This is a genomic window from Alcanivorax sp. VBW004 (genome assembly GCF_009718865.1).
Lineage (GTDB): Bacteria > Pseudomonadota > Gammaproteobacteria > Pseudomonadales > Alcanivoracaceae > Alcanivorax.
In genome coordinates this window covers 3,492,642-3,513,436 of record NZ_WNHC01000001.1, presented here as the reverse complement: position 1 = coordinate 3,513,436, position 20,795 = coordinate 3,492,642, and the positions used below count along the sequence as shown (strand labels likewise).

The 20,795-nt window shown below is 56.7% G+C and carries 23 protein-coding genes; 15 read left to right on the top strand and 8 right to left on the bottom strand.

The annotated features are described in order from the left end of the window. Positions 1-33: 33 nt before the first annotated feature. The 5 genes from F1529_RS15980 to F1529_RS15960 all read left to right on the top strand — a co-directional run bounded on the left by F1529_RS15980 (position 34) and on the right by F1529_RS15960 (position 4,052). Complete coding sequence (locus F1529_RS15980) at positions 34-690, top strand: glutathione S-transferase family protein (RefSeq protein ID WP_155136305.1); 657 nt, start codon at positions 34-36, stop codon at positions 688-690. A gap of 313 nt (positions 691-1,003) precedes the next feature. Continuing rightward, the gene (locus F1529_RS15975; protein WP_155136302.1) at positions 1,004-1,849 is read left to right on the top strand and encodes a hypothetical protein; all 846 of its coding nucleotides are present in this window, start codon (positions 1,004-1,006) and stop codon (positions 1,847-1,849) included. 395 nt (positions 1,850-2,244) lie between these two features. Then, positions 2,245-2,697: a hypothetical protein gene (locus F1529_RS15970; protein ID WP_155136299.1), complete on the top strand. Its 453-nt coding sequence runs from the start codon at positions 2,245-2,247 to the stop codon at positions 2,695-2,697. Between the two features lie 118 nt (positions 2,698-2,815). Continuing rightward, the gene (locus F1529_RS15965; RefSeq protein ID WP_155136296.1) at positions 2,816-3,265 is read left to right on the top strand and encodes a hypothetical protein; all 450 of its coding nucleotides are present in this window, start codon (positions 2,816-2,818) and stop codon (positions 3,263-3,265) included. Positions 3,266-3,284: 19 nt separating this feature from the next. After that, complete coding sequence (locus F1529_RS15960; RefSeq protein ID WP_155136293.1) at positions 3,285-4,052, top strand: hypothetical protein; 768 nt, start codon at positions 3,285-3,287, stop codon at positions 4,050-4,052. Between the two features lie 57 nt (positions 4,053-4,109). Here the strand turns inward: F1529_RS15960 and speE are convergent, their stop codons facing one another. Then, positions 4,110-4,970 carry a polyamine aminopropyltransferase gene (gene speE, locus F1529_RS15955; RefSeq protein ID WP_155136290.1) on the bottom strand — a complete coding sequence of 287 codons (861 nt, stop codon included), beginning with the start codon at positions 4,968-4,970 and terminating at the stop codon, positions 4,110-4,112. Positions 4,971-5,253: 283 nt separating this feature from the next. Between speE and speA the strand changes: the two genes are divergently transcribed. From speA to F1529_RS15925, 6 genes are all read left to right on the top strand, one after another. Next, positions 5,254-7,134: a biosynthetic arginine decarboxylase gene (speA, locus tag F1529_RS15950; RefSeq protein WP_155136287.1), complete on the top strand. Its 1,881-nt coding sequence runs from the start codon at positions 5,254-5,256 to the stop codon at positions 7,132-7,134. Positions 7,135-7,361: 227 nt separating this feature from the next. Beyond that, positions 7,362-7,706, top strand: a complete 345-nt coding sequence (locus tag F1529_RS15945; protein ID WP_007151020.1) for a Rieske 2Fe-2S domain-containing protein — start codon at positions 7,362-7,364, stop codon at positions 7,704-7,706. Then, positions 7,706-8,161, top strand: a complete 456-nt coding sequence (locus tag F1529_RS15940) for a DUF4112 domain-containing protein (RefSeq protein WP_155136284.1) — start codon at positions 7,706-7,708, stop codon at positions 8,159-8,161. Before F1529_RS15945 ends, F1529_RS15940 begins: the two co-directional genes overlap by 1 nt. A 694-nt stretch (positions 8,162-8,855) precedes the next feature. After that, complete coding sequence (locus F1529_RS15935; protein ID WP_050760134.1) at positions 8,856-9,785, top strand: metal-dependent hydrolase; 930 nt, start codon at positions 8,856-8,858, stop codon at positions 9,783-9,785. A gap of 57 nt (positions 9,786-9,842) precedes the next feature. Next, complete coding sequence (locus F1529_RS15930; RefSeq protein WP_155136281.1) at positions 9,843-10,691, top strand: SDR family NAD(P)-dependent oxidoreductase; 849 nt, start codon at positions 9,843-9,845, stop codon at positions 10,689-10,691. A 2-nt stretch (positions 10,692-10,693) separates the two neighbouring features. After that, a complete protein-coding gene (locus tag F1529_RS15925; protein WP_155136278.1) occupies positions 10,694-12,223 on the top strand; it encodes an NAD(P)/FAD-dependent oxidoreductase in 1,530 nt (509 codons plus the stop codon). Positions 12,224-12,384: 161 nt separating this feature from the next. Here the strand turns inward: F1529_RS15925 and F1529_RS15920 are convergent, their stop codons facing one another. After that, entirely contained in the window at positions 12,385-13,053 is a 669-nt protein-coding gene (locus tag F1529_RS15920) for a DUF523 domain-containing protein (protein WP_155136275.1), read from the bottom strand. A gap of 35 nt (positions 13,054-13,088) precedes the next feature. Here F1529_RS15920 and F1529_RS15915 point away from each other — a divergent pair, with 35 nt between their 5' ends. Beyond that, entirely contained in the window at positions 13,089-14,042 is a 954-nt protein-coding gene (locus tag F1529_RS15915; RefSeq protein ID WP_155136272.1) for a 2-hydroxyacid dehydrogenase, read from the top strand. 154 nt (positions 14,043-14,196) lie between these two features. On the opposite strand, the gene F1529_RS15910 is transcribed toward F1529_RS15915, so the two are convergent. Then, entirely contained in the window at positions 14,197-15,006 is an 810-nt protein-coding gene (locus F1529_RS15910) for an SDR family NAD(P)-dependent oxidoreductase (RefSeq protein WP_230457819.1), read from the bottom strand. Positions 15,007-15,134: 128 nt separating this feature from the next. Between F1529_RS15910 and F1529_RS15905 the strand changes: the two genes are divergently transcribed. Both F1529_RS15905 and F1529_RS15900 read left to right on the top strand, forming a co-directional pair. Then, the gene (locus F1529_RS15905) at positions 15,135-16,103 is read left to right on the top strand and encodes a ketopantoate reductase family protein (RefSeq protein WP_155136269.1); all 969 of its coding nucleotides are present in this window, start codon (positions 15,135-15,137) and stop codon (positions 16,101-16,103) included. 19 nt (positions 16,104-16,122) lie between these two features. Further along, positions 16,123-16,542, top strand: a complete 420-nt coding sequence (locus tag F1529_RS15900; protein ID WP_039926455.1) for a secondary thiamine-phosphate synthase enzyme YjbQ — start codon at positions 16,123-16,125, stop codon at positions 16,540-16,542. 260 nt (positions 16,543-16,802) lie between these two features. On the opposite strand, the gene F1529_RS15895 is transcribed toward F1529_RS15900, so the two are convergent. From F1529_RS15895 to F1529_RS15885, 3 genes are all read right to left on the bottom strand, one after another. Further along, the gene (locus tag F1529_RS15895) at positions 16,803-17,501 is read right to left on the bottom strand and encodes a DUF2057 domain-containing protein (protein ID WP_155136266.1); all 699 of its coding nucleotides are present in this window, start codon (positions 17,499-17,501) and stop codon (positions 16,803-16,805) included. Positions 17,502-17,591: 90 nt separating this feature from the next. Beyond that, positions 17,592-17,930, bottom strand: coding sequence for a hypothetical protein (locus tag F1529_RS15890; RefSeq protein ID WP_155136263.1), 339 nt, complete (start codon positions 17,928-17,930; stop codon positions 17,592-17,594). Continuing rightward, on the bottom strand, positions 17,927-18,247 hold the full coding sequence (locus F1529_RS15885; protein WP_155136260.1) for a BPTI/Kunitz domain-containing protein: 321 nt from the start codon (positions 18,245-18,247) through the stop codon (positions 17,927-17,929). The genes F1529_RS15890 and F1529_RS15885 overlap by 4 nt, the downstream gene beginning before the upstream one ends. 160 nt (positions 18,248-18,407) lie before the next feature. Here F1529_RS15885 and F1529_RS15880 point away from each other — a divergent pair, with 160 nt between their 5' ends. Beyond that, positions 18,408-19,091 carry a hypothetical protein gene (locus tag F1529_RS15880; protein ID WP_155136257.1) on the top strand — a complete coding sequence of 228 codons (684 nt, stop codon included), beginning with the start codon at positions 18,408-18,410 and terminating at the stop codon, positions 19,089-19,091. Between the two features lie 349 nt (positions 19,092-19,440). Here F1529_RS15880 and F1529_RS15875 read toward each other — a convergent pair whose 3' ends face one another. Then, positions 19,441-19,974 carry a mechanosensitive ion channel domain-containing protein gene (locus tag F1529_RS15875; RefSeq protein ID WP_155136254.1) on the bottom strand — a complete coding sequence of 178 codons (534 nt, stop codon included), beginning with the start codon at positions 19,972-19,974 and terminating at the stop codon, positions 19,441-19,443. A 3-nt stretch (positions 19,975-19,977) separates the two neighbouring features. After that, positions 19,978-20,619, bottom strand: coding sequence for an MBL fold metallo-hydrolase (locus F1529_RS15870; protein ID WP_007148722.1), 642 nt, complete (start codon positions 20,617-20,619; stop codon positions 19,978-19,980). Between the last annotated feature and the right edge of the window lie 176 nt (positions 20,620-20,795).

Genomic DNA, 20,795 nt, shown 5'->3' with positions numbered 1-20,795 from the left:
TCTTAAAAAGAGACTAACGCGAGGGAGCGCGCTATGGCGGATCTTGTCCTTACCACCTATGACTGGGTGCCCGACATGCCACGGGGTTACGTGCGTGACCTGCGCGTGCGCTGGGCGCTGGAAGAGGCCGGGTTGTCGTATCGGGTGCAGAGTGTTCCGTTTCACGAACGGGGAGCCGAGCACTTTACGCATCAGCCCTTCGGGCAGGTGCCCTGGCTCACCGATGACGATCTCTCGCTGTTCGAAAGCGGTGCCATCCTCCTGCATCTGGCAGAGCGCAGTGAATCGCTGATGCCCACCGACCCGAACGCCCGCAGCGCGGTCATCAGCTGGCTGTTCGCCGCCCTCAACTCCGTGGAAGCCGCCAGCCTGCCCTGGTCCCTCTATCACTTCGCCGGCGATAACCAGCCAACCCCGGGCCGACAACACCTGGATGCCTTCCTCTCCGCCCGTCTCCAGCAGATGGAAACTACGCTCACCGGCCGCGAATGGCTCACCGATACCTTTACCGTCGCCGACATTCTCATGGCCGACGTACTGCGCCTGGTAGACCGCTTCGACGGCCTGGCAGATCACCCGGCCTGCCGGGCCTATATCACCCGCGCCACCGCCCGCCCGGCCTTTATCAAGGCCCACGCCGACCAAATGGCTCACTTCGCCGCCGCCGACAAGGCCGAGGGCCAGCCGTAAACAGACTTTTTCCCATGTGCATTTATTTGTGCGGGTGGATTGTGTAGATTCGGAACTGGATCACAAATAACAACCGGCCAGCCAGGGTGGCATGGCCTGCGAAAGCGAATCGGGGGAAGGGATGCCTGTCTGTTTATCTTTATGCTGGCCTGCGGCTGGTTTCTGCAGTTACTTCTCTCCTTCTCTGTCTGCGCACGGGTCAAGACTTTACCTCAATAGCGCGCGCTTCACTTTCATGACTATCGCATGGGGGAAACCTTGTGGGTCGTGATGGCTCCAGGTTGTTGAAATAAATCAAACTACGGGGAAAGAAATGATTGAAGGGATAAACGAAAGAACGGAAGCATTCGTTGTTGACTGCGTTAATCACGGTTTGGGGTTGGTGGACGAACAAAACGGAGAAGCATTCACCCCGTTCTTGAAGATAAAAACGGTATCAGGCGGCGATGCGACCCATGTTTTGATGGCCTCCGATATTCAGGAAGCGTTTGATTCGGCGGATCAGGTTATTGGGGAGAAAAAGAAGGACGTGCATCTTTACGGGCTGATTTGGGATGGCTACGTAACGATGGATGATGAGAAAACAGATTGTCTTTTCATTGAGCTGGGCGAGTTAGAGGAAGAGGCATCTATTCTTATTCAGCGATATGTTGTTGATGAGGAAAACAAAGTAAAGGCTAAAGGGGAGCCTTTGTTGGGAAAAAAAACAACTAATCGCCTGGATGCTGACGAGAGAGTGGGGCCCTTTTTAAGGAAGGAGTGGGATAAGCTTGTAGGCGCGCCAATAGTTACTTTCCTGATGGTTGCTGCTGCAGATGGCAGCATCGATGAGAAAGAAAAATCCGAATTCGTAAAAATAATGATTGATCGGGAAGGGGTGGAATCCCAGGCGTTGAAAGCGGCGTTAGGCGCTGCAGCAGAAAATATTGATGCCTTGATGAACCATTATTCCTCAAGTGGCCTTAATTTTGTGGAGCACTTGTCTGAAGCGAGGAGCATTATTTCGCAATATGCTCAAGATGGTGGTGTGCAGTTCTGTAAGGATTTATGCCAGATCGCGGAGCGTGTGGCTGCTTCATCAGGAGGTTTTTTAGGGCTTCGTTCGATCGGGAAAGAGGAGCGAAACGTTATCTCCTTTCTTGAAGAAATACTGCTATAAGATAGAGAATAAAATATAAAGTGGTTTTCATGGGAATTAGGTAAGCTCTTGCTCCGTGCGGTAATAAATTAAAGGTCACTGGGAAAGACCTGACCCAATCACCACGTGGATAAGTGATTATGGGAATTTATAGAAAGGTTTGAAATGAAGATTTTTTGTGGGAACTTTTGGTCTGCTGAAATAGATTTCGAAGGACAGTACTGGTTTGCTGGTTATATGCTTGTTCGTTATGACTCTACTAGTCAGAGAGTGCTGTTATCAGATTATCCATCATCATGTGATCCTGGGGGTGGTTTTTTTTCAAAATAAAAAAAGGAAGCCTTTTTGTTGTAAGTAGTGGTCTTTCAGTCCTCAGAAGCCTAGAAACTGAAGAGAATATATGTGCCTCTAATGAGGTGCTGAGCCTTCTTGCCCGTCATGATAATGGAGATTATCCTGCCTTTCTTAACAAGCGGTCACTTTTTGATCCAGAAGAACTTTGTGTTGTTGATGGTGAGAATTTTAATATAATTGAACGCTTCTCTTGCGGTGACGGTGTTGCATATCACTATAGAGATTATTTGCTAATGCATGATACGGTTCGTTCTCAGCTCCGCTGCTACAATGCAGCGATGTTGGAGTCCACTGAGGTTTGGTCGATAGAGTACTCTGATGAATATGGGGACGGGTTGCTTGGCCGGCAATCAGTGTTTTTTGACGATGGTTTAGCTGTTGTTTTGTGTGGTTCTTCGGAAAGAAAGGACTTGGCATACACCTCCTTCCGTCCTATGTGTAACTGCGACATTCTTGTTGTCAGTTTAGAAACAGGCAAAATTCAATACAGGCTTCATTTCGAAGATGATACCTAGAGTTAGGGTCAGGTCTCTCATTTCCCGTCGAGTGCGACCGCGGAACTTAGGGTCAGGTCTTGCCCCGTGCGTAATAGGTAATATGATTATCCATCAATGGTGAATTCGTGAGACATTGATGAAGCATCAGATCGATGAAGCCGTACTGGAAAGATACCAAAAGCGAGTCGAAATCACTTCGGCCTGCATTTTCTTTGCTGTCGCCGCTCTGCTCTACCTGATAACCGACAATTTCTGGGCTGCCTCTATCATTCCCCTCTATCCCCTGGCGGCGAAAATATTCTGGGAAGTATTGACCGCCTATCTCGATGATGTGGATGAGTGGCGCGACTGGGAAATAGAAAGAACCGCTGAAGGGCTGCGCTTTCACTATAAGAATACGGGAAGCAATGTGCTGTTTTCTGACCTTTCAAAGTTAAAGGTTGATTCAAAGAATGGCGAGATTGCTGGCCTGACACTGACATTGAAAAACGGGCAGCGTATAGGCGTGAACTGGTACAACGATATGAATGCTCTGTATCAACACCTGCTTTCCGGTGTCGATCACGGTGTGAAAATTATTATTTAGTAACTATTTTTGGATTTCCATGAGAATAATACGCATTGCTTTCGTTGCTATGTGCCTTTCAGGGCTTGTGGGGTTTTCTACGCCAAATAGACTCGACCCAAGCGAGGTGCTCCGAGAAGCGGAGAGAGATCATGATGAGGGCCGATACCCAGAAGCACTGGAAAAGCATATTTGGTTCTTTGATAACGCGCTCAAATATGAAAGTAGTTTGTATGGTGTGAGGCTTTCATTCGCGCTGGGTGATTGGGTGCTTCTTGCGAAGAAGTACCCACCAGCGTTAGAGGCACTCGAAGAAAAAGCCAGCGAGGCGGAGAGTAAAGTCAGGAGTGGAGTTGAGCCTTATAAATCATTCAATGATTTCAAATCTATTTATGAGGATATAGGTAGGGAGGAAAAAGTTGTATCGCTTTTTTCCTGGCTTGACAAAGAAGAACCTGATTTGGCTCGTAAAGTATATCGATTAGCCAGAAAATCTTTAGTCAAAGAGGAGCGGTATAAGTTGTGTAATGGTTATATCGATCCGGATAAGGAGTTTCAGGCGTATTTGAGCAATTTTCGGGATCTTCAAGCAAGAGAATCAAAGGAAGTAGTTCCAGGAAGAGTGAAAGAGTTTCGATACAATTACTTTTCTTATCATTCTTCGCTACTTGTCGCTCTGCTGGCGAAGAATGGCCGTTATTCTGAGGCGAACGCTATTTCGGAAATGGCGATGAAAGAGTGGAATGATGAGGCATTCAGAGTCAAATTAGAGAATGCCAGAAAAGGAATAATGCCAGCCCCATGGTGATAAATAATGCCCTTGCTTCCAACGAAGACGAGGGCATTATTTTTTTCAACTTTCAACTCATCCCTTAATCGCCGTCTCCATAAACGGCGGCATCACCAGTGCCCCCTTATGAACCGCCGCTGAATAATAGCGGGTATCAAACCCTTTCCCGGTGGCATCCGTCTCGCGGAATTCGCTCACGTCGGTGTTCTTGCCCGCCAGGGTGCAGCTCCACCAGCCGCTGGGATACACCGGCTGCGGGAAGGGCAGGGTCTGGGTGGTGGTGAAGCCGGCTTCACGCATGTTCTTGTGAAGATCCTTGATGATGGTATCGCTGTGCAGCAGCGGGGATTCGGACTGCTGCACGATGATGCCGCCTTCGGCCAGTACGCGGTGGCAATCGCGGAAGAAGTCGGCCTTGAACAGGCCTTCTGCCGGGCCCACCGGGTCGGTGGAGTCCACAATGATCACGTCCACGCTGCCGTCTTCACAATCGCGCATGTATTGCACGCCGTCTTCGAACAGCAGTTCGGCGCGGCTGTCGCCGTTGGACTCGCACAGTTCCGGGAAGTATTTCTCGGAGTAGCGGGTGACCATTTCGTCGATGTCGATCTGGGTGGCTTTTTCCACGCTGGGATGGCGTAGCACTTCACGCAGGGTGCCGCAGTCGCCGCCGCCGATGATGATGACGCGCTTGGGGTTGGCGTGGCTGAACAGCACCGGGTGCGACATCATCTCGTGGTAGAGGAAGTTGTCGCGGGTGGAGAGCATGGTGGCGCCATCAATGGTCATCAGGTAACCGAAGGTGTCGGTTTCCCACATCTCGATGTGCTGATACTCGGTCTGCACTTCTTCCAGCTTCTGCTTGAGGCGCAGGCCGAAGGCGGTGCCGGCGGTGTCGAAGTGCTCGTAAAACCAGTTGTCTTTGGTGCTGCTCATGGTGGTTCCCGGTGGAGTGGTGTGGGCGGAGTGATGGTCCTTCGTCATGCAAGCATGACTTCCCACAAAAAAACGGTGCCACCCTGGGGGTGGTGTTTGTGGGAAGCGATGCTCGCATCGCGAATGAGTTGCCACTCAAGGCTGGATTGTAAGACCTCCGGCCTCACTGTCAAAGCATGAAAAATGGGTGCTAGCGCCGCCTTCGGGCAGGCATAATGGCGGCAGTTAACCGCATGATGGCGTGCCCGCGTGTTGCGTGCAGGCGTATTTTTCAGGACCCGTAATGACCGACAGATCTCCCGTACCCGCCAGCGACATCTATAACGTGGATCGCTGGGGCGACAGTTACTTCCGTATCGACGACCAGGGCCAGCTGTGTGTGCGCCCCAATGGCGAGCCGGGCGGCCAGGCCACGCTGGAAGCGGTGCTGGAAAGCTGCCGGGCGGCCGGGTTGCGGGCGCCGGTGCTGGCGCGCTTTTCCGGGATTCTGCGCCAGCGGGTGAAGCTGCTGGCCGGTGCCTTCCGTGACGCCATCGCCGGGCATCAGTATCAGGGCGATTACACGCCGGTGTACCCGATCAAGGTGAACCAGCAGCGCCGGGTGGTGCACGAGATTCTGCGTGCCCGCGATGAGGGTGAGCGAGTGGGCCTGGAGGCGGGTTCCAAGCCGGAACTGCTGGCCGTGCTGGCACTGTCCAACCCGGGCGATACCATCGTCTGTAACGGCTACAAGGACGCGGAATACCTGCGTCTGGCGTTGATGGGCGAGAAGCTGGGCTTCCACGTGCAAATTGTGGTGGAGAAGATGTCCGAGCTGCCGGCGCTGCTGGCGCTGGCGGATGAGCTGGGCGTGTCGCCGCGTATTGGCCTGCGGGTGCGGCTGATGAGCATCAGCAAGGGCAACTGGCAGAACACCGGGGGCGAGAAGTCCAAGTTCGGCCTGAGTGCGCCGCAGTTGATGGCGGCCATCGAGCATTGCCGCGCCGCCGGGCGGCTGGACTGCGTGAAGCTGCTGCATTTTCACCTGGGCTCCCAGGTGGCCAATATTCAGGACATCAAGGCGGGCATGCGCGAAGCGGCCCGCTACTACACCGAGATGCGCGCCTTGGGCGCGGCGGTGGAAACCGTGGATGTGGGCGGCGGCCTGGGGGTGGACTATGAAGGCACCCATTCCCGGTCCTATTGCTCCATGAACTATGGCGTGGCCGATTACGCCCGCCATATCGTGCAGACCCTGCAGCAGCAGTGCGCGGAACACGGTGTGCCGGAGCCCAACATTATTTCCGAATCCGGCCGCGCGCTGACCGCCCACCATGCGGTGTTGCTGGTGAACATCACCGACCAGGAACAGATGGCGCCGGTGGCGGTGGAGGCGCCCACTGCGGATGACGCGGCGGAGCTGCAACAACTGTGGGAGCTGCAACAGGCGCTGGCCGGCGAGCCGGGCAATCTGCTGGAGCGCTTCTCGGAAGTGACTGGCGCCTGGCAGGACATTCACCAGCGCTATATTGCCGGGGATCTGGGCCTGGCCACCCGCGCCCGTGGCGAGCAGCTGTATATCAACTGCCTGCTGGCGTTGCGCGGCCGCCTGAATCCGCTGCGCAAACAGCAGCGCGAGCTGCTCGACAGCCTCAACGAAACACTGGCGGACAAGCTGTTCGTGAATTTCTCCGTGTTCCAGTCGGTGCCGGATGTGTGGGGCATCAACCAAGTGTTCCCGGTGCTGCCGCTGTCCGGCCTGGACAAGCCCGCCACCCGCCGGGCGGTGATTCAGGACATTACCTGTGATTCCGATGGCCGCATCGACCAGTTCGTGGATGGCGAAGGCGTGGAAGCTACCCTGCCGCTGCCGGAACAGCTCAACGGCCACCTGGGCATTTTCATGGTGGGCGCGTACCAGGAAATCCTCGGCGACATGCACAACCTGTTCGGCGACACGGATTCCGTGGACGTGGACGTGGATGACAACGGCAACATCGTGCTCGATCATGCCATTCACGGCGATACGGTGAGCTCGGTGCTACGCTACGTGAACTACGATACCGACAAGCTGCTGGCGTCCCTGGAGCAGCACTGCCGCCAGGCGCACTTGAATAATGCCGAGCAGGAAGGCTTTATCGAGCTGGTACGCGAGGGTCTGGCAGGGTATACGTATCTGGAGTAGCGAAGCGCGGTTCATGTAGGAGTTCCCTTCCAGGGGACGAACCTCGCGAAGCGAGGCGACAGAGGGTTCAGGGATTCCGCAATTCCATGAATGAAACCGTCGAGTGCGGTAAGGCCTGATCGCCCTGCGGGCAGGTTTCCTTGCTGCGCAAGGTTCGTCCCCTGGAAGGGAACTCCTACAGGTGCTTCGTCGTCCACAACAAAATTTCAGCCAGCCAGGAGAGCACCATGCGTTATGAACTCTGTGCCAGCCAGGATTTACCGGAAGGACAAAGCCGTGCCATGAAGGCGGGGGACACCAAGTTGGTGGTGTACCACCTGAGTGATGGTTTCTACGCCACCCAGGCCCGTTGCACCCATATGTTTGCCTCACTGGGCAAAGGCAAGATTCTCAAGGACCAATGTGTGCAGTGTCCGCTGCACCGGGCGAAGTTTGATATCCGCACCGGTGAAGTCTCCGAGTGGGCAAACTTCCCGCCGGGGGTGCAGATGCTGAATGTGGTGCGGGGCGAGAAAGCCCTGGAAACCTGGCCGGTAACCGAAGAAGACGGCCAGCTGTACGTGGAGATCTAATGGCAAACCCGAGTAAAGCGCAGCAGGAAGCCGCGCTGGAACGGCTGGAAAAGTTCAGTCGCTTCACTGATAGCAGTATTGGCATTCCCTTTACCAAGTTCCAGATTGGCGCCGAAGCGATCATTGGCCTGGTGCCGATCGTTGGTGATGCGGCCGGCCTGGTGCTGGGCAGTTATGTGGTGGTGGAAGCTCACCGCGCCGGCGCCAGCAAGGGTGTGAAGCTGCGCATGCTGCGCAATATGGGCATCGACTTCCTGGGTGGCCTGCTGCCGGTGGTGGGCGATGCCTTTGATGCCATCTACAAGGCCAATACCCGCAACACCAAACTGCTGAAAAATTATCTGGAAAAGCAGCTGGAAGTAGAGCCGCCCCCGCCGCCGTTCCCCTGGTGGACGCTGGTCTGGCTGACGGTGCTGTTCGCCGTGATCACCGGTGGATTGACCCTGATTCTGTAACCGGGAACCGGCGCGCCCGCGCCGGATAGCCCCTGTTTCGGTTCATCGCGGAATTAAGTGATCATCCGGCTTCAGAACTCGTCTCATTATCCCGCCTTGGCAGCCGCTGGACGCCGGATGCCCGACGAAGGACGCTTGCATTCAAAACCTGAAAACCTTTGCCGCCATACTCTCTGTGCAAAATGCATGACCCGATTATTGCCATCAATGATGGCCCTGGCCGTTCCTCAAAACACCTCTCAAAAGAGAGGCCGGGATAACGACAGACTCTCAGGCTATGGCGGTTTACGTCAGGCATCCGGCGTCGGGCGTTTGGCAAAGTGCCGGGTATTCGGGATAAGCCAGGCAGATGGCGAGAAACGTGTTAGTCACCCTAATCCGCGAAGAACCTTTTTCCTGCCCGAATGACCGGTGGCGGGCAAAGCTGTCCGACAATAATTGGCCCGAAATAACCGTATTTGTGTGCGCTTACTTACCCTGTAGGCGTTTATTTATGGTATTTCCCCGTTTTTCTGTTCCCGTTGTGTAGAGCGGTTTCTGCAAACAGAGCAATCCGAATTGAATCCGAACAAGCATTCGCTTTATTGTGCCATCAGTTAATGTAACGGTTGGTGGGGTAAGCAATGTGCTGCCTGCTTCTGCCTCCCCCTTTTTTTATTGGCTGGCGTTGGCCTTACGTGGACAGGTGACCTTTATGAGTACTGCAACCATTCATCAATACGCGCCGAAAACCGCCGGGAAAGCTCCCGAGGTGCCCATCCGGCATATGGATTTCAAATTTGATGCCAAGGATCTCGACACCACCTTCTTTAAAGATACGGAGTTTGCCACTGCGTACTTTCAGGCGCTGTCTATCTTCCTGACCTTTGGCGAAGAGCTGGTGATCGACACGGCCCGTTACCACCGCCAGTTTCTCAAGGACCCGGTGCTGAAGCAGCGGGTGACGGCGCTGATTGGCCAGGAAGCCATTCACTCCAAAATGCACGACGAGTTTAATGACACCCTCGCCGAGCATCGCTACCCGGTGGCGCTGTACCGCTTCCTGGCGGACAACGTGTTTGAGTACGGCTTCAAGAAACTGCCCAACCGCATGCAGCTGTCCCTGATGGCCGGGATTGAGCATTTCACTGCGGTACTGGCGGAATACATGATGAAGAACGAAGCCGTCTTCTACGAAACCGGAGATGAAAAACAGCGCGCCCTGTGGATGTGGCACATGCTGGAAGAGTCCGAGCACAAGGACATTGCCTATGATGTCTACGAGACCCTGTCCGGTAATTACCCGCTGCGGGTGAGCGGCTTTGCTCTGGCGGCTTTTACCATCATGTTCCTGGTGCCGCTGGGCGGCGCCGCTATTCCGGTGTATCGCAAGCCGACCAAGCTGTTGAGCCTGCGTTTCTGGAAAGACGTGAAAACCAGCCTGGTGTTTCTGGCCGGCCCGAAAGAGGGTGTTTACGGCAGTACGGTTAAGCACATTCTGGATTACATGCGTCGCGACTTTCATCCCAACGACCACGACACCACGGCCTACCTTGAGTATTACAAGGAGAAGCTGCTGAACCCGAAGACGGGTCTGTTATCGCCGTATCTGGTCAAGGAATTCGTGCCGAAACTGCGCGCCTGATTTTCGTGGCACGCCCGGTTAGGGGCGTGCCGTCGATAACCTGTTGAGATAATCAAGATGATGACTTTTTTGAAGCAGCGTTTTGCCAAACCCAGCAAGAACGCCTATGCGGTAGTGACCGGTGCCGGTAGTGGTATCGGCCGGAGTTTTGCACTGGAACTGGCCAAGCGTGGCGGTGCCGTGGTTTGTGCGGATGTGAATCTGGAAGCAGCACAGGAAACCGTGGCGTTATTGGAAGCCCAGGGCGCCAAAGGTTTTGCGGTTCACTGTGATGTGGGCGAAGCGGAGCAGGTCAAAAAACTGGCCGAGGAATCTGAAGCCTTGCTGGGACACCCGGTGACCATGGTCATCAATAACGCCGGCGTGGGCCTGGGGGGCAAGTTCGATGAGCTGAGCCTGGATGACTGGAAGTGGTGCATGCACGTGAACCTGTGGGGCGTGATCCATGGCTGCCACTACTTTGTGCCCGGTTTCAAGAAGCAGGGGCGCGGCGCCATTATCAATGTGGCATCGGCGGCGTCGTACACGGCGGCACCGGAAATGAGTGCCTATAACGTGACGAAGGCCGGTGTGCGTGCCCTGTCCGAAACCCTGTTCTCGGAACTGGCCAGGGACAACATTCGCGTGAATGTGCTGTGCCCGACGCTGGTGCCGACCAACATCATCAAGAACGGCCGCATCCCCGGCCGTTACTCCAAGCTGGCGGACCATGCGTTGATGAACTACGCCATGACCACCAGTGACGATGTGGCCAAGCTGACCCTGAACCGTCTGGACAAGGGCGAGCTGTACACCACGCCCCAGGTTGACGCCAAGCTGTTCTGGATGATGAAGCGGGCGTCGCCGAACTTTTACGCCAAGTTCCTGGGTTTTTCTTACCGCTTTGTCAGTAACAAGGGGGCATAACCATGGCCGCTGCAAAAAAGACCAAGACCACTGCGCGCAAGGCGACGGCAGAAAAAATTCATGATTCCTTTATCGTCGGTGCCGGCATTTCCGGTATTGCTGCAGCGATCAAGTTGAAAAGGGAAGGCTATAACGACTTCAAGATCATCGAGAAGGCAGACCGTGTGGGCGGCACCTGGCGGGAAAATACCTACCCGGGCTGTGGTTGTGATGTGCCTTCCTCGCTGTATTCCTATTCGTTTGCGCTGAGCAGCAAGTGGAGCCATCTGTTCGCCAAGCAGCCGGAAATTCTCGACTACCTGGAAGACGTGAGCGCCAAGTTTGGCATCACCCGGTTGATTGAATTCAATACGTCGCTGGACGGCGCCACCTGGGACGAAAACCGCCACCTCTGGGTGCTGGATACGTCCAACGGCCAGTACCTGGCGCGGACCGTGATTTTTGCCACCGGGCCGATTACAGAGTCCAAGATTCCTGCGCTGCCCGGGCTGGAAAGTTTCACCGGCGAGATGTTCCATTCCGCCAAGTGGAACCATGATTACGACCTGACTGGAAAGCGGGTGGCGGTGATCGGTACCGGTGCCTCGGCGATTCAGTTTGTGCCGCAGATTCAGCCCAAGGTAAAAGAGCTGTTCGTATTCCAGCGTACTGCGCCCTGGGTATTGCCCAAGCCGGACCTGCCGCTGGGTGACAGAAGCAAGCGCACCATCGAAGCGTTGCCGGTGATTCAGCGTGGCTGGCGCAAGGCGGTGGCCACTTCGTTGAATGTGATCAACTTTGGCCTGCGTAATCCCAATGTGTTGAAACCCATCAGCACGGCGGCAAAGCAACTGTTGCGTGTGCAGATTAGTGACAAGGCGTTGCGCAAGGCGGTAACGCCGGACTTTACCCTGGGTTGCAAGCGCATCCTGTTTGCCAACGATTACTACCCGGCCCTGCAGGCGGATAACGCCAACCTGATTCCCCACGGCCTGGTGGAAGTGGATGGCAACACGGTTATCGCCGCTAACGGTGAGCGCCATGAAGTGGATGTGATTATCTGGGGCACCGGTTTTGACGTGTCGCATCCGCCGATTGGCAGCAAGGTGGTGAATGCCAACGGTGACCGGTTGTCGGACCTGTGGAAAGACAGCTCGCCGGAAGCGTATCTGGGCGCGACCCTGGAAAACACGCCGAATGCCTTCCTGGTGCTGGGGCCGAACGTTCTGGTGTACGACTCCTTTATCGGCCTGGCCGAGGCACAGCTGGACTACATCATTGATGGGCTGAAGAAAGTGAAGGCCAATGATATTGGCAAAATCACCATTCGCCCGGATGTGCTCAAGCAGCACAACGACAAGGTGCAAAAACACCTGAAGGGCACGGTGTTCAACAGCGGTGGCTGCAAGAGCTACTACCTGGACCAGAACGGCCGTAACTTTGCCGCCTGGCCCTGGTCGCTGGCTGAGCTGAAGAAAAAGCTGAGTGCCTTCGAGCTGGATGACTATGAAGTGACGTACCGGAATGAAGAGGTGCTGCGCAAGGCATCCTGACAAGACGGTACGGGTAAAAAGAAAACGCACGGTCTTCGGGCCGTGCGTTTTTTTATGAGTGCGATGTCGGATTACGGCCTTCGGCCTAATTCGACCTACGGATGAAGCATGGGGATTGGTAGGTCGGATTAGCCTGAAAGGCGTAATCCGACATCTTGATTTCAATGCATGGCCTGCCCGAGCTTTTCCAGGTACTGGCGCATGCCGCTGAGTAGCGGTTCGTCCAGTTGTTCGGTTTGCTCCTGCATGTGATTGAGCCATTGCCCCTGGTGGTCGTTGTGGTGCCACTGGTGGTAGCAATACACGTGTAGCAGGAAGGCCTGCAGGAAGGCGGGTTTTTCCAGGTCTTCCTCGTTGGCCAGTGGAATGCGCGGGAACAGTTCGTGGAGCTTGCGGGCAAAGGCGCCGGAGGCCATGCCGATCTGTTGGCCCTGGGGGTTATGCACCGGGGTACTCAGGTAGCCGCAACTGGGCGAGCGGGCTTTCAACACAAAGCCACTCAACGGTTGTTGCAGGGTGGCGGCCACGTTTTCCAGGGCGTCGGTGACATCCTGCTGTGGCTGGTCCACGCCCCGCACCCGCAGGCGGTCGTCGAGCTGCACCACCTGGATGGGCGGGCGCGGCACGGGCAGGCCAATGGCCACTTCCGGGCAGGTTTCGCGAAAGCGCAGCAAGGGCCCCAGCTGGTGGACCAGAATGGCGTTGTGTTTGTGGTCGCCGTCGTAGCGCACTTTTTGGCCGGTGAGGCAGGCGCTGACGCCGACAACGGGTTTTTCCCACTCCTGCTGCGGCAGGTCGAAGCCCATTTTTTCCAGCAAATCCGTTAGCATGGCAGGTCTCCCTTCTTCCCCAAAGGTGACAGGTTATGCAAGGCGTTTTTCTGGATACCGATACCCTGGTTCCCGACGAGCTGGACTTCACCGCCTTCGACAATATGTTGTCGTGGACGCTCTACCCGCAAACCCGCCCGGACCAGCGTGAGGCCCGGCTGGACGGTGCGCAGGTGGTGGTGACCAACAAGGTGGTGCTCGATGCCGCCACGCTGAAAGCCTGCCCGTCCCTCAAGCTTATCTGCATTTGTGCCACCGGTACCAATAATGTGGATCTGGATGCTGCCGCAGCCCAGGGCATTACCGTCTGCAATGTGACGGGGTATGCCCGCGCGTCGGTGGCTCAGCATACGATGGCGTTGTTGTTGTCACTGGCGGCCCGACTGGTTCCCTACCATGAGGATGTGCGTTCGGGGCGGTGGAGTCAGGCGCCCCAGTTCTGCCTGCTTGACCATCCAATGACGGAATTGGCAGGGAAAACCTTTGGGGTGATTGGGTATGGGGATCTGGGGCGTGAAGCCGCCCGCCTGGCGGAGGCCTTCGGCATGACGGTGCAGATTGCCGAATCGTTTCAGGCCCAGGGCAATCAGTCCGGGCGGGTGCCGATGGCGTCGTTGTTGCCGGCGGCGGATGTGATCAGCCTGCATTGCCCGTTAACGCCGCAGACTGACAAGCTGGTGGATGCGGCGTTCCTGTCGCAGATGAAACCCGGCGCCTTGCTGCTGAATACCGCCCGCGGTGGTCTGATTGATGAACCGGCGCTGGCGGAAGCGCTACGCAGTGGCCAGCTCGGTGGCGCGGGTCTGGATGTGCTCAGCAGCGAGCCGCCCCCGGCGGACCATCCGTTGCTTGCGGACGGCATCCCCAATCTGCTGATTACCCCGCACAACGCCTGGGGCACCCGCGAATCCCGGCAACGGGTGCTGGAGGGCGTGGTAGAAAATATTCGCCAGTGGCAGGCAGGCTCGCCGATCAATGTGGTGAGTTGAAAGTTCAAAGTTCAAAGTTTAAAAGCGTGGGGCGGCCCTTCATATCGTAGACTGTCGTGCCCGCGTCCAGCGCGGAGTAAGGCGCTAACCGTTCCTCTTCGCCTTTTCTTCGCGTTTAAACTTTGAACTTTCAACTTTGAACTCGCTCCTGCCTTTAACGCTTCTTCTTTAACCGGTTGGCGAGCATTTTATCCATGCCGCGAAACAGGGGTTGGGGCAGGCGCGTTACCGGCCCCGGTGCGGCGGCAAGCAGGACGCTGCCAAGCTTGCCCATGGGGCGGGCGATACGCGCCGGGCGTTTTTCACAGGCTTCCACAATCCAGCCCGCCGCTTTTTCCACGTGCATCATTGGCATGTATTTATAAATAGCCGTGCGTGAGGACATGGGGGTGCGCACCATGGGGAAGTAGACCACGGTGGTGCTGACGCCTTGATGGCCCATCTCCGCTTCCAGTGAACGGGTGAAGGATTCCAGTGCACTCTTGCTGGCCAGGTAGGCGGAGAACAGCGGGATCGGAATCTGCGTGGACAGGCTGGAAATATTCACCGCATGGCCGTGGCCCTGCTGCACAAAGCGGGGCAGGAATTGCAGGGTCATGGCCACGGCGCCGATATAGTTCAGCTGCACGGTGCGCTGATAATCATGCAGGCGGTCGAAAGACTGCTCGATGGGGCGGCGAATGGAGTGGGCGGCGTTGTTCACCAGCGCATCAATGCGGGGGTGCTCATCGAGAATGCGTGCCGCGCAGGCTTCAATGGCCGTGTTGTCGCTGAGGTCGCAGGGGTAGATAAAGGCGGTGCCGCCCTGCTCCTGAATGGTTTGTTGGACCTCTCGAAGCTGCTCTTCCCGGCGCGCCACCAGGCACAGCGTGGCGCCTTTTCTTGCCATGATCCTGGCCGCTTCAGCGCCGATGCCACTGGAGGCGCCGGTGAGGACAATGGTCTGGTTCTTGAGTTTCATCATTCACCTTTGTTGTGTTTATGCCGATCGTGCCGCTGTTATTGGCCTGCTTGTCCCGTATCCGCTGGCCAAAGGAATGTCTAATCTGGGCAGCAAATGCCGAATGGCGCGTTGTTGTGTAGAGGTTGGCAATGAATATCCTGATTGTGGGCGCTGGAGCCGTCGGTCTGGTGTATGGACAGCACTTGTCCATGGCCGGACATCGTGTGACTTTTTTCGTTAAGGAGCAACACCGTAATGACCTGAAGTCCGGTGTCTCGATGATAAGAAAGCGCCGCCTGGTAAAAGATGAGGTCCGTCACTTCTCGGATTTTTCCCTGTTGTCACAGTGGGATCATGTGGCAGGGGAGGAGTGGGATTATGTATTTCTGGCGATATCCTCTGATGCACTGCGTGCATTGCCGTTTGGCATCGTTAAAGACGCGATAGCCGATGCCACCTTGCTGATGCTGCAACCCAGCGAAACGGATTATAAAGTGCTTGGTGAGTATTGGAGCGAGGAAAGTGTGGTGAAGGGGATGATCAATATGATCAGTTATTATCATCCTCTCCCCGGTGAAACACCCTTGCAGACGGGCGAGGTGATACGTGTGGCCTATTATCTGCCGCCTACGGCAATGCCGTTGTCTGGCGGCGCACGGGCGATGGGCGTGGAGGCGCTGTTGCGTGAATCTGCTATTGCCTGCAAGAGAGTCGACGATGCGGTATCGGCGTCGCGGTTACCCAATGCGATTCTGATGACGTTCCTGTGTGCTCTGGAAGACAGTGATTGGAACTTTGCCCAGCTGCGCCGCGACCGGCAGCTGTTGGCGCAATTGGTGACGGCGCAGAAGGCGCTTCTGACTTGCCTGGCTAAACAGGAAGAGCGGCCTCAGCAGCGGGCCATGCGCTGGACGTCGAAGGGTCTGTCCCGTTTTTTATACCAAGCTGGACTGATGGTTGCCCCGCTGGCTATGCCGTTTTCCCTACAGGCCTATTTTCGAGCGCATTTCATGAAGGTTCGCACCCAGACGCAACTGTACATGGAGGACTATTGCCACCAGTGTGATGATGAGGCATTGACGGGCCTGTATGACAGAGTCTTTGCTGTGTCTTCGTAAACAACGGGGAGAAAAGCCGATGTGGTTGCAACGGAATTTAACTTTGCCGGCCATGCCCCGGGGTTGCCATCTTATGACCAATGAGGTGTTGGGAGGCCTCCCGGAGCTGGCGGATCTGCAGGTTGGTTTGCTGCATCTGTTTATTCAGCATACCTCCGCCTCGCTGACCATCAATGAAAACGCCGACCCTGATGTGCGCGGTGATCTTGAGCGGCACCTGAATGTGATGGTGCCGGAGAACGCGCCGTACTATGAACATACCCTGGAAGGGCCGGACGATATGCCCGCGCATATCAAGAGTGTGCTGATCGGCCCGTCGCTGACGATCCCGATTCAGGCCGGGCGGCTGGCGCTGGGGACCTGGCAGGGCATTTATCTGTGCGAACACCGCGACCACGGTGGTGCCCGGCGGTTGGTGGCGACGATTCAGGGGGAGTGAGGGGGCGGGCGTTGTTACAACGACATCTACAAGGCCGCTGTAGGAGTGCCACTTGAGGCGCGAACCTTGCAAAGCAAGGGATCGCTCAAAGGACAATCATGGCTTGCCGAACCTGACAGGTTTCTCAAGATAGGCTTGGCATTCTCTAAAAGTTTTGTCGCCTCGCTGCGCTCGGTTCGCGCCTCAAGTGGCACTCCTACAGCGGCTTCGTATCGGGTGACGGAAATGGCGTTACGCCATTTCCGCTATCCGGTGGCCGGTTATTCCGCAATCCATTGCAGGAATTCGCGGCGTTCTTCTGCGGTGGCCTGTTTCCACTGGGCTTTCAGGGTGTCTAGGTAGTTGGCTTCCGGGGCCACGGTGGTGCTCTTTTTTGCGCTGGCAGCGGTGGCGCCGGCGGCAGCACCTGCTGCGGCCTGGGGGGCTACGCTGTTGCTGGTGGCAGTGGTCACTTCTTCGCCGGCGATGGGGGCCAGAAAGCCGCGGTTGAGGATCAGCCCGGATTCCTGGGCGTCCACTCGCTCACCAGTCTTGCTGTTTGCTACCCAGCCGCTGAAGCTGTCTTCCATGGCGCGGGCCTGCTCCACGTCTTGTGGCTGGTTGAAGCCCAGCTGCCATTGATCGCCGGCCTTGCCGTCGATGACAAAGTTGGCCGGATTACTTTTCACGATTTCATGGTTGTCCGCGTCCAGCTGCCACAGCTCCTTGTAGTAAGCGAGAATCTCATAGCGGCCGGGGGCCAGTTTCAGTTCCTTGAAGTCGGTGGCGAAGAAGGTGTTCACGCCTTCCACTTCCTTGCCGTTGATGGTGAATACTTCAATTTCGCTGGGCACCTTCACGGTGAGCACCTGGCTGTCGGCTTTGGCCGGGCCGTCGTACAGCTGGACTACCGGGCTGCGGGCGCAGGCGGCGAGAAACAGGGTGCAGAGGGTGAGGGTAAGCAGGCGCAGGGACAACATGACTTCTCCTTGGGAGCGGGTTGAGGGGCGCGAGCCGGCCAGTCTGGCCGGCATCTATGTCATTTATGTGACAGGTAGGCCGGGCGGGTATCAAAAGCCCCAGGTGTCGATCTTGCCGGGGGGCTGGTTGTGGTTCAGGGCGCTCAGGCCCCGGGCGCAGCGTACGATCCACCAGATGGTGATCACCACCATCAGCAGCCAGCCAATCAGGGCCAGGGTGGTGATGCCGGCAATGAACCAGTACAGCAAGCCGATCCAGAAGGTGCGGTACTGGAAACGAAAGTGTTCGCGCAGCGGTGGTGAGGCGTCGCCGGCATGAAGGTGGGCGATGATGACGCCGACGATGGCTGTGAGCCCGCCGGTGATCAGGCCGACCAGGTGCAGGACGTAGACGACACGTGCCAGGCTGGCGGTGCTGGTGTTACTCATTGTTGGGCCTCCTTGCTGACGGGGGCACCCTTGGCGGGAGCCGGACTGCCGGTGGCATTACAGGCCTGGGTGCAGGCCTCCAGGGTTTCAAACGGCACGCTACCCTTGCAGCCGCCCCAGATAAAGGTCTGGCAGCTGCCGGTGTCGGCATCGTAGTAATAGCGCTGGAATGCGGCTTTGCACATGCCGGATTCCGGCGGCTGGGAGCAGGCATCCGGGAGTGTGGCGGTGCCGGGTTCCTGATTGTTCTGGCAGCCACTGAGCAGGGCGGCTGCGGCAATCAAGGCGGTAATGAGGGGAAGCAGCAGGGTTCGCATGGCAGTTCCTTTGTGGGTTTCCGGTTTCCTCTGTGGGGCCGGGCATTCTCCGTTGCTGCTACTTTACCGGACTCTGAAAGCGGCGGTAACCGGTTCATGTTCTTGGTAGAAAATCTGCACTATGCTGTTGCTATCAAGGTGTTGCAGAGGGGGGAGACCGGTGAGACAAGGATTGCGGATTATCAGCCTGGTGGGTGGGCTGCTGGCGGCGCCGGCCTGGGCGCAGGATGCTCAATACATGTTCCTGCAGGCCGGCAAGCTGCAGCTGAACGATGAGGACACCACGGTGACCGCCAATGGCACCACGCTGGATGGGGACTACGATGATTTGCCGTTCTTCACCGGCGGGGTGCAGAAAATTCTGGGAGGCGGCGATCGTTTCCGTTACGGCTATGAAGGCGGTGCGGTGATCAGCTGGCAGAACGATTCGGTGAGCTATTCGGGGGTGGTGAATGGCGGCGCCACCGTGAACGTCAAGGTGGAGAATGAGATGTTCCTGTTCGGAACCCTGCTGGGTGGCTACGGGGATATCAATTTCAGTGATCGCGCGCGGCTGTTTGTTTCCGGTGGCCCCATGTTGCTGATGGGCTCCCTGAAGCAGGAACAGGAAAAGCCTTATCCCCAGCCGCTGAGTACGGCGGTGGTGGTGAACGGGGATGACCGGGATTTCAGTTTTGGCTATGGGGCTTACGCCTCGCTGGGGCTGATCTTTTCCGTGGGTGGCAATTCGGAGTTCGGCGTTGTGGTGCGCGAGCAGACCGTAGAGATGGATTTCAACGATGCCATCGCGGATTTCCCCTACGATGGCACCCAGTACATGCTGAGTTTTGGCTACAGGATGTAGTGACGCACTTGCTCGGCTGGATAGGGAAACAGAAAATTTCCCTCGGCATAGATCTTTCTACGAAGCGGCTGTAGGAGCGCCGTTTAGGGCGCGAACCGAGCACAGCGAGGATAACGCACGTAATTCGTGCGGCCCGAAGGATGAGCATAGCGAATAGACGCCTTCCAGGGGACGAACCGCACATCGTCTGCAGCTCGCTCTATCTTTTCTGCCCCATCAAGACCGCCTATCAAAAATGGAGTTTGAAAGCTTTTCGCCTCGCTACGCTCGGTTCGTCCCCTGGAAGGGAACTCCTACAGGGGGCGAATCGAACGCAGCGAGAATGTTTTCGGGGGTGAGCCTTTCAGCGTTAATCTACCCGCATGTGTTTTTGATCCCGGGGCAGGGTATCGCCGCGCAGGCGGATCACGGCTTTTTGCAGCAGCAGGTTGTTGGGCAGGGTGTAACGGTGGCCCAGCTCATCCTGAATGGTGATGAAGATCAGTCCCATGTGACGAATCTGCCCGGTGACGGTGTTGTCGCCGTCCAGCAGGCGAATGCGGTCGCCCACTCTGTAGGGGGCGCTGAAGAACAGAATGATGGCCGCGGTGGCGTTGCTGAGCATGGACCAGCTGGCAAACAGCGCCACGCCGAGCAGTGCCATCAGCGAGGTGGCAAATACCATCAGGCCGTCGCCTTTCAATCCCCACAACACCCCAATGGCGATCAGGCTGATAATCAGGCAGGCGCTGTTGATGACCACCGCTGTCTGGAAGATACGGGCGCGGGAGTAATTGCGGCGGCGACCCAGCCGCTTGGTGATGCCGCGCAGCAGGATGGACAGGGCCCAACCCAGAATCGCGATGACGACGGTGAGTCCCCATTTCATGACTACTGAATCCATGTTCTATCCGTGCTTGCCTGAAACAAAGGGGTTGTGGGTGCGTTCGTGGCCGATGGTGGACATGGGCCCGTGCCCGGGAATAAAGGAGACGTCGTCATCCAGGGTTAGCAGCTGTTCCTTGATGGCGGTGATCAGGGTGTCGAAATCCCCCTTGGGGAAATCGGTACGACCAATGGAACCGTTGAACAGCACATCACCGACCACGGCCAGTTTGCTTTCACGCTGATAGAACACGACGTGCCCGGGGGTGTGGCCGGGGCAATGGCGTACTTCCAGCTGGGTGCTGCCCACCGTGACGGTATCGCCGCCTTCCAGCCAGCGGTTCGGGGTGAACGGCGGCGAAGGCGCAAAGCCCATCATCTGTGCCTGCTGGGGCAACATGTCGATCCAGAACTGGTCATCGCGGTGCGGGCCTTCAATGGGCAACCCCAAGGTTTCGGCCAGCTCGGCCACGGCGCCCACATGGTCCAGATGGGCGTGGGTCACCAGGATCTTTTCCGGGGTGCCGCCCACCTGCTTCAGGGTTGCCAGTATCTGGTTCAGGTCACCGCCCGGGTCGACGATGGCGACCTTGTCGGTGGCTTCGCACTTCAGGAAGGAGCAGTTCTGCTGAAACTGGGTGACCGGCAGGATGGCGTATTTCATGGCTGTCTGTGCGGTGGAAAATGAGCCCGCAGTATAGCGTTAATCCGCCGGGGGATTCATTCCCCTGCGGGCAATGGGGCAAGGGTAAATATTGGCAAATTCTGACGTAGTGACGGTTTGCGGATGACGTCTTGGTGGTATTTTAACGGTCTACATAACTCACTAAGGAAGGGAAT

Coding starts and splice junctions, on each gene's coding strand:
- F1529_RS15870 (WP_007148722.1), bottom strand. CDS start 20,619: ATGAAATACGCCATCCTGCCGGTCACCCAGTTTCAGCAGAACTGCTCC.
- F1529_RS15890 (WP_155136263.1), bottom strand. CDS start 17,930: ATGAGTAACACCAGCACCGCCAGCCTGGCACGTGTCGTCTACGTCCTG.
- F1529_RS15915 (WP_155136272.1), top strand. CDS start 13,089: ATGCAAGGCGTTTTTCTGGATACCGATACCCTGGTTCCCGACGAGCTG.
- speA (WP_155136287.1), top strand. CDS start 5,254: ATGACCGACAGATCTCCCGTACCCGCCAGCGACATCTATAACGTGGAT.
- F1529_RS15930 (WP_155136281.1), top strand. CDS start 9,843: ATGATGACTTTTTTGAAGCAGCGTTTTGCCAAACCCAGCAAGAACGCC.
- F1529_RS15980 (WP_155136305.1), top strand. CDS start 34: ATGGCGGATCTTGTCCTTACCACCTATGACTGGGTGCCCGACATGCCA.
- F1529_RS15965 (WP_155136296.1), top strand. CDS start 2,816: ATGAAGCATCAGATCGATGAAGCCGTACTGGAAAGATACCAAAAGCGA.
- F1529_RS15875 (WP_155136254.1), bottom strand. CDS start 19,974: ATGGATTCAGTAGTCATGAAATGGGGACTCACCGTCGTCATCGCGATT.
- F1529_RS15975 (WP_155136302.1), top strand. CDS start 1,004: ATGATTGAAGGGATAAACGAAAGAACGGAAGCATTCGTTGTTGACTGC.
- F1529_RS15960 (WP_155136293.1), top strand. CDS start 3,285: ATGAGAATAATACGCATTGCTTTCGTTGCTATGTGCCTTTCAGGGCTT.
- F1529_RS15895 (WP_155136266.1), bottom strand. CDS start 17,501: ATGTTGTCCCTGCGCCTGCTTACCCTCACCCTCTGCACCCTGTTTCTC.
- F1529_RS15885 (WP_155136260.1), bottom strand. CDS start 18,247: ATGCGAACCCTGCTGCTTCCCCTCATTACCGCCTTGATTGCCGCAGCC.
- F1529_RS15925 (WP_155136278.1), top strand. CDS start 10,694: ATGGCCGCTGCAAAAAAGACCAAGACCACTGCGCGCAAGGCGACGGCA.
- F1529_RS15910 (WP_230457819.1), bottom strand. CDS start 15,006: ATGATGAAACTCAAGAACCAGACCATTGTCCTCACCGGCGCCTCCAGT.
- F1529_RS15945 (WP_007151020.1), top strand. CDS start 7,362: ATGCGTTATGAACTCTGTGCCAGCCAGGATTTACCGGAAGGACAAAGC.
- speE (WP_155136290.1), bottom strand. CDS start 4,970: ATGAGCAGCACCAAAGACAACTGGTTTTACGAGCACTTCGACACCGCC.
- F1529_RS15940 (WP_155136284.1), top strand. CDS start 7,706: ATGGCAAACCCGAGTAAAGCGCAGCAGGAAGCCGCGCTGGAACGGCTG.
- F1529_RS15920 (WP_155136275.1), bottom strand. CDS start 13,053: ATGCTAACGGATTTGCTGGAAAAAATGGGCTTCGACCTGCCGCAGCAG.
- F1529_RS15935 (WP_050760134.1), top strand. CDS start 8,856: ATGAGTACTGCAACCATTCATCAATACGCGCCGAAAACCGCCGGGAAA.
- F1529_RS15905 (WP_155136269.1), top strand. CDS start 15,135: ATGAATATCCTGATTGTGGGCGCTGGAGCCGTCGGTCTGGTGTATGGA.
- F1529_RS15900 (WP_039926455.1), top strand. CDS start 16,123: ATGTGGTTGCAACGGAATTTAACTTTGCCGGCCATGCCCCGGGGTTGC.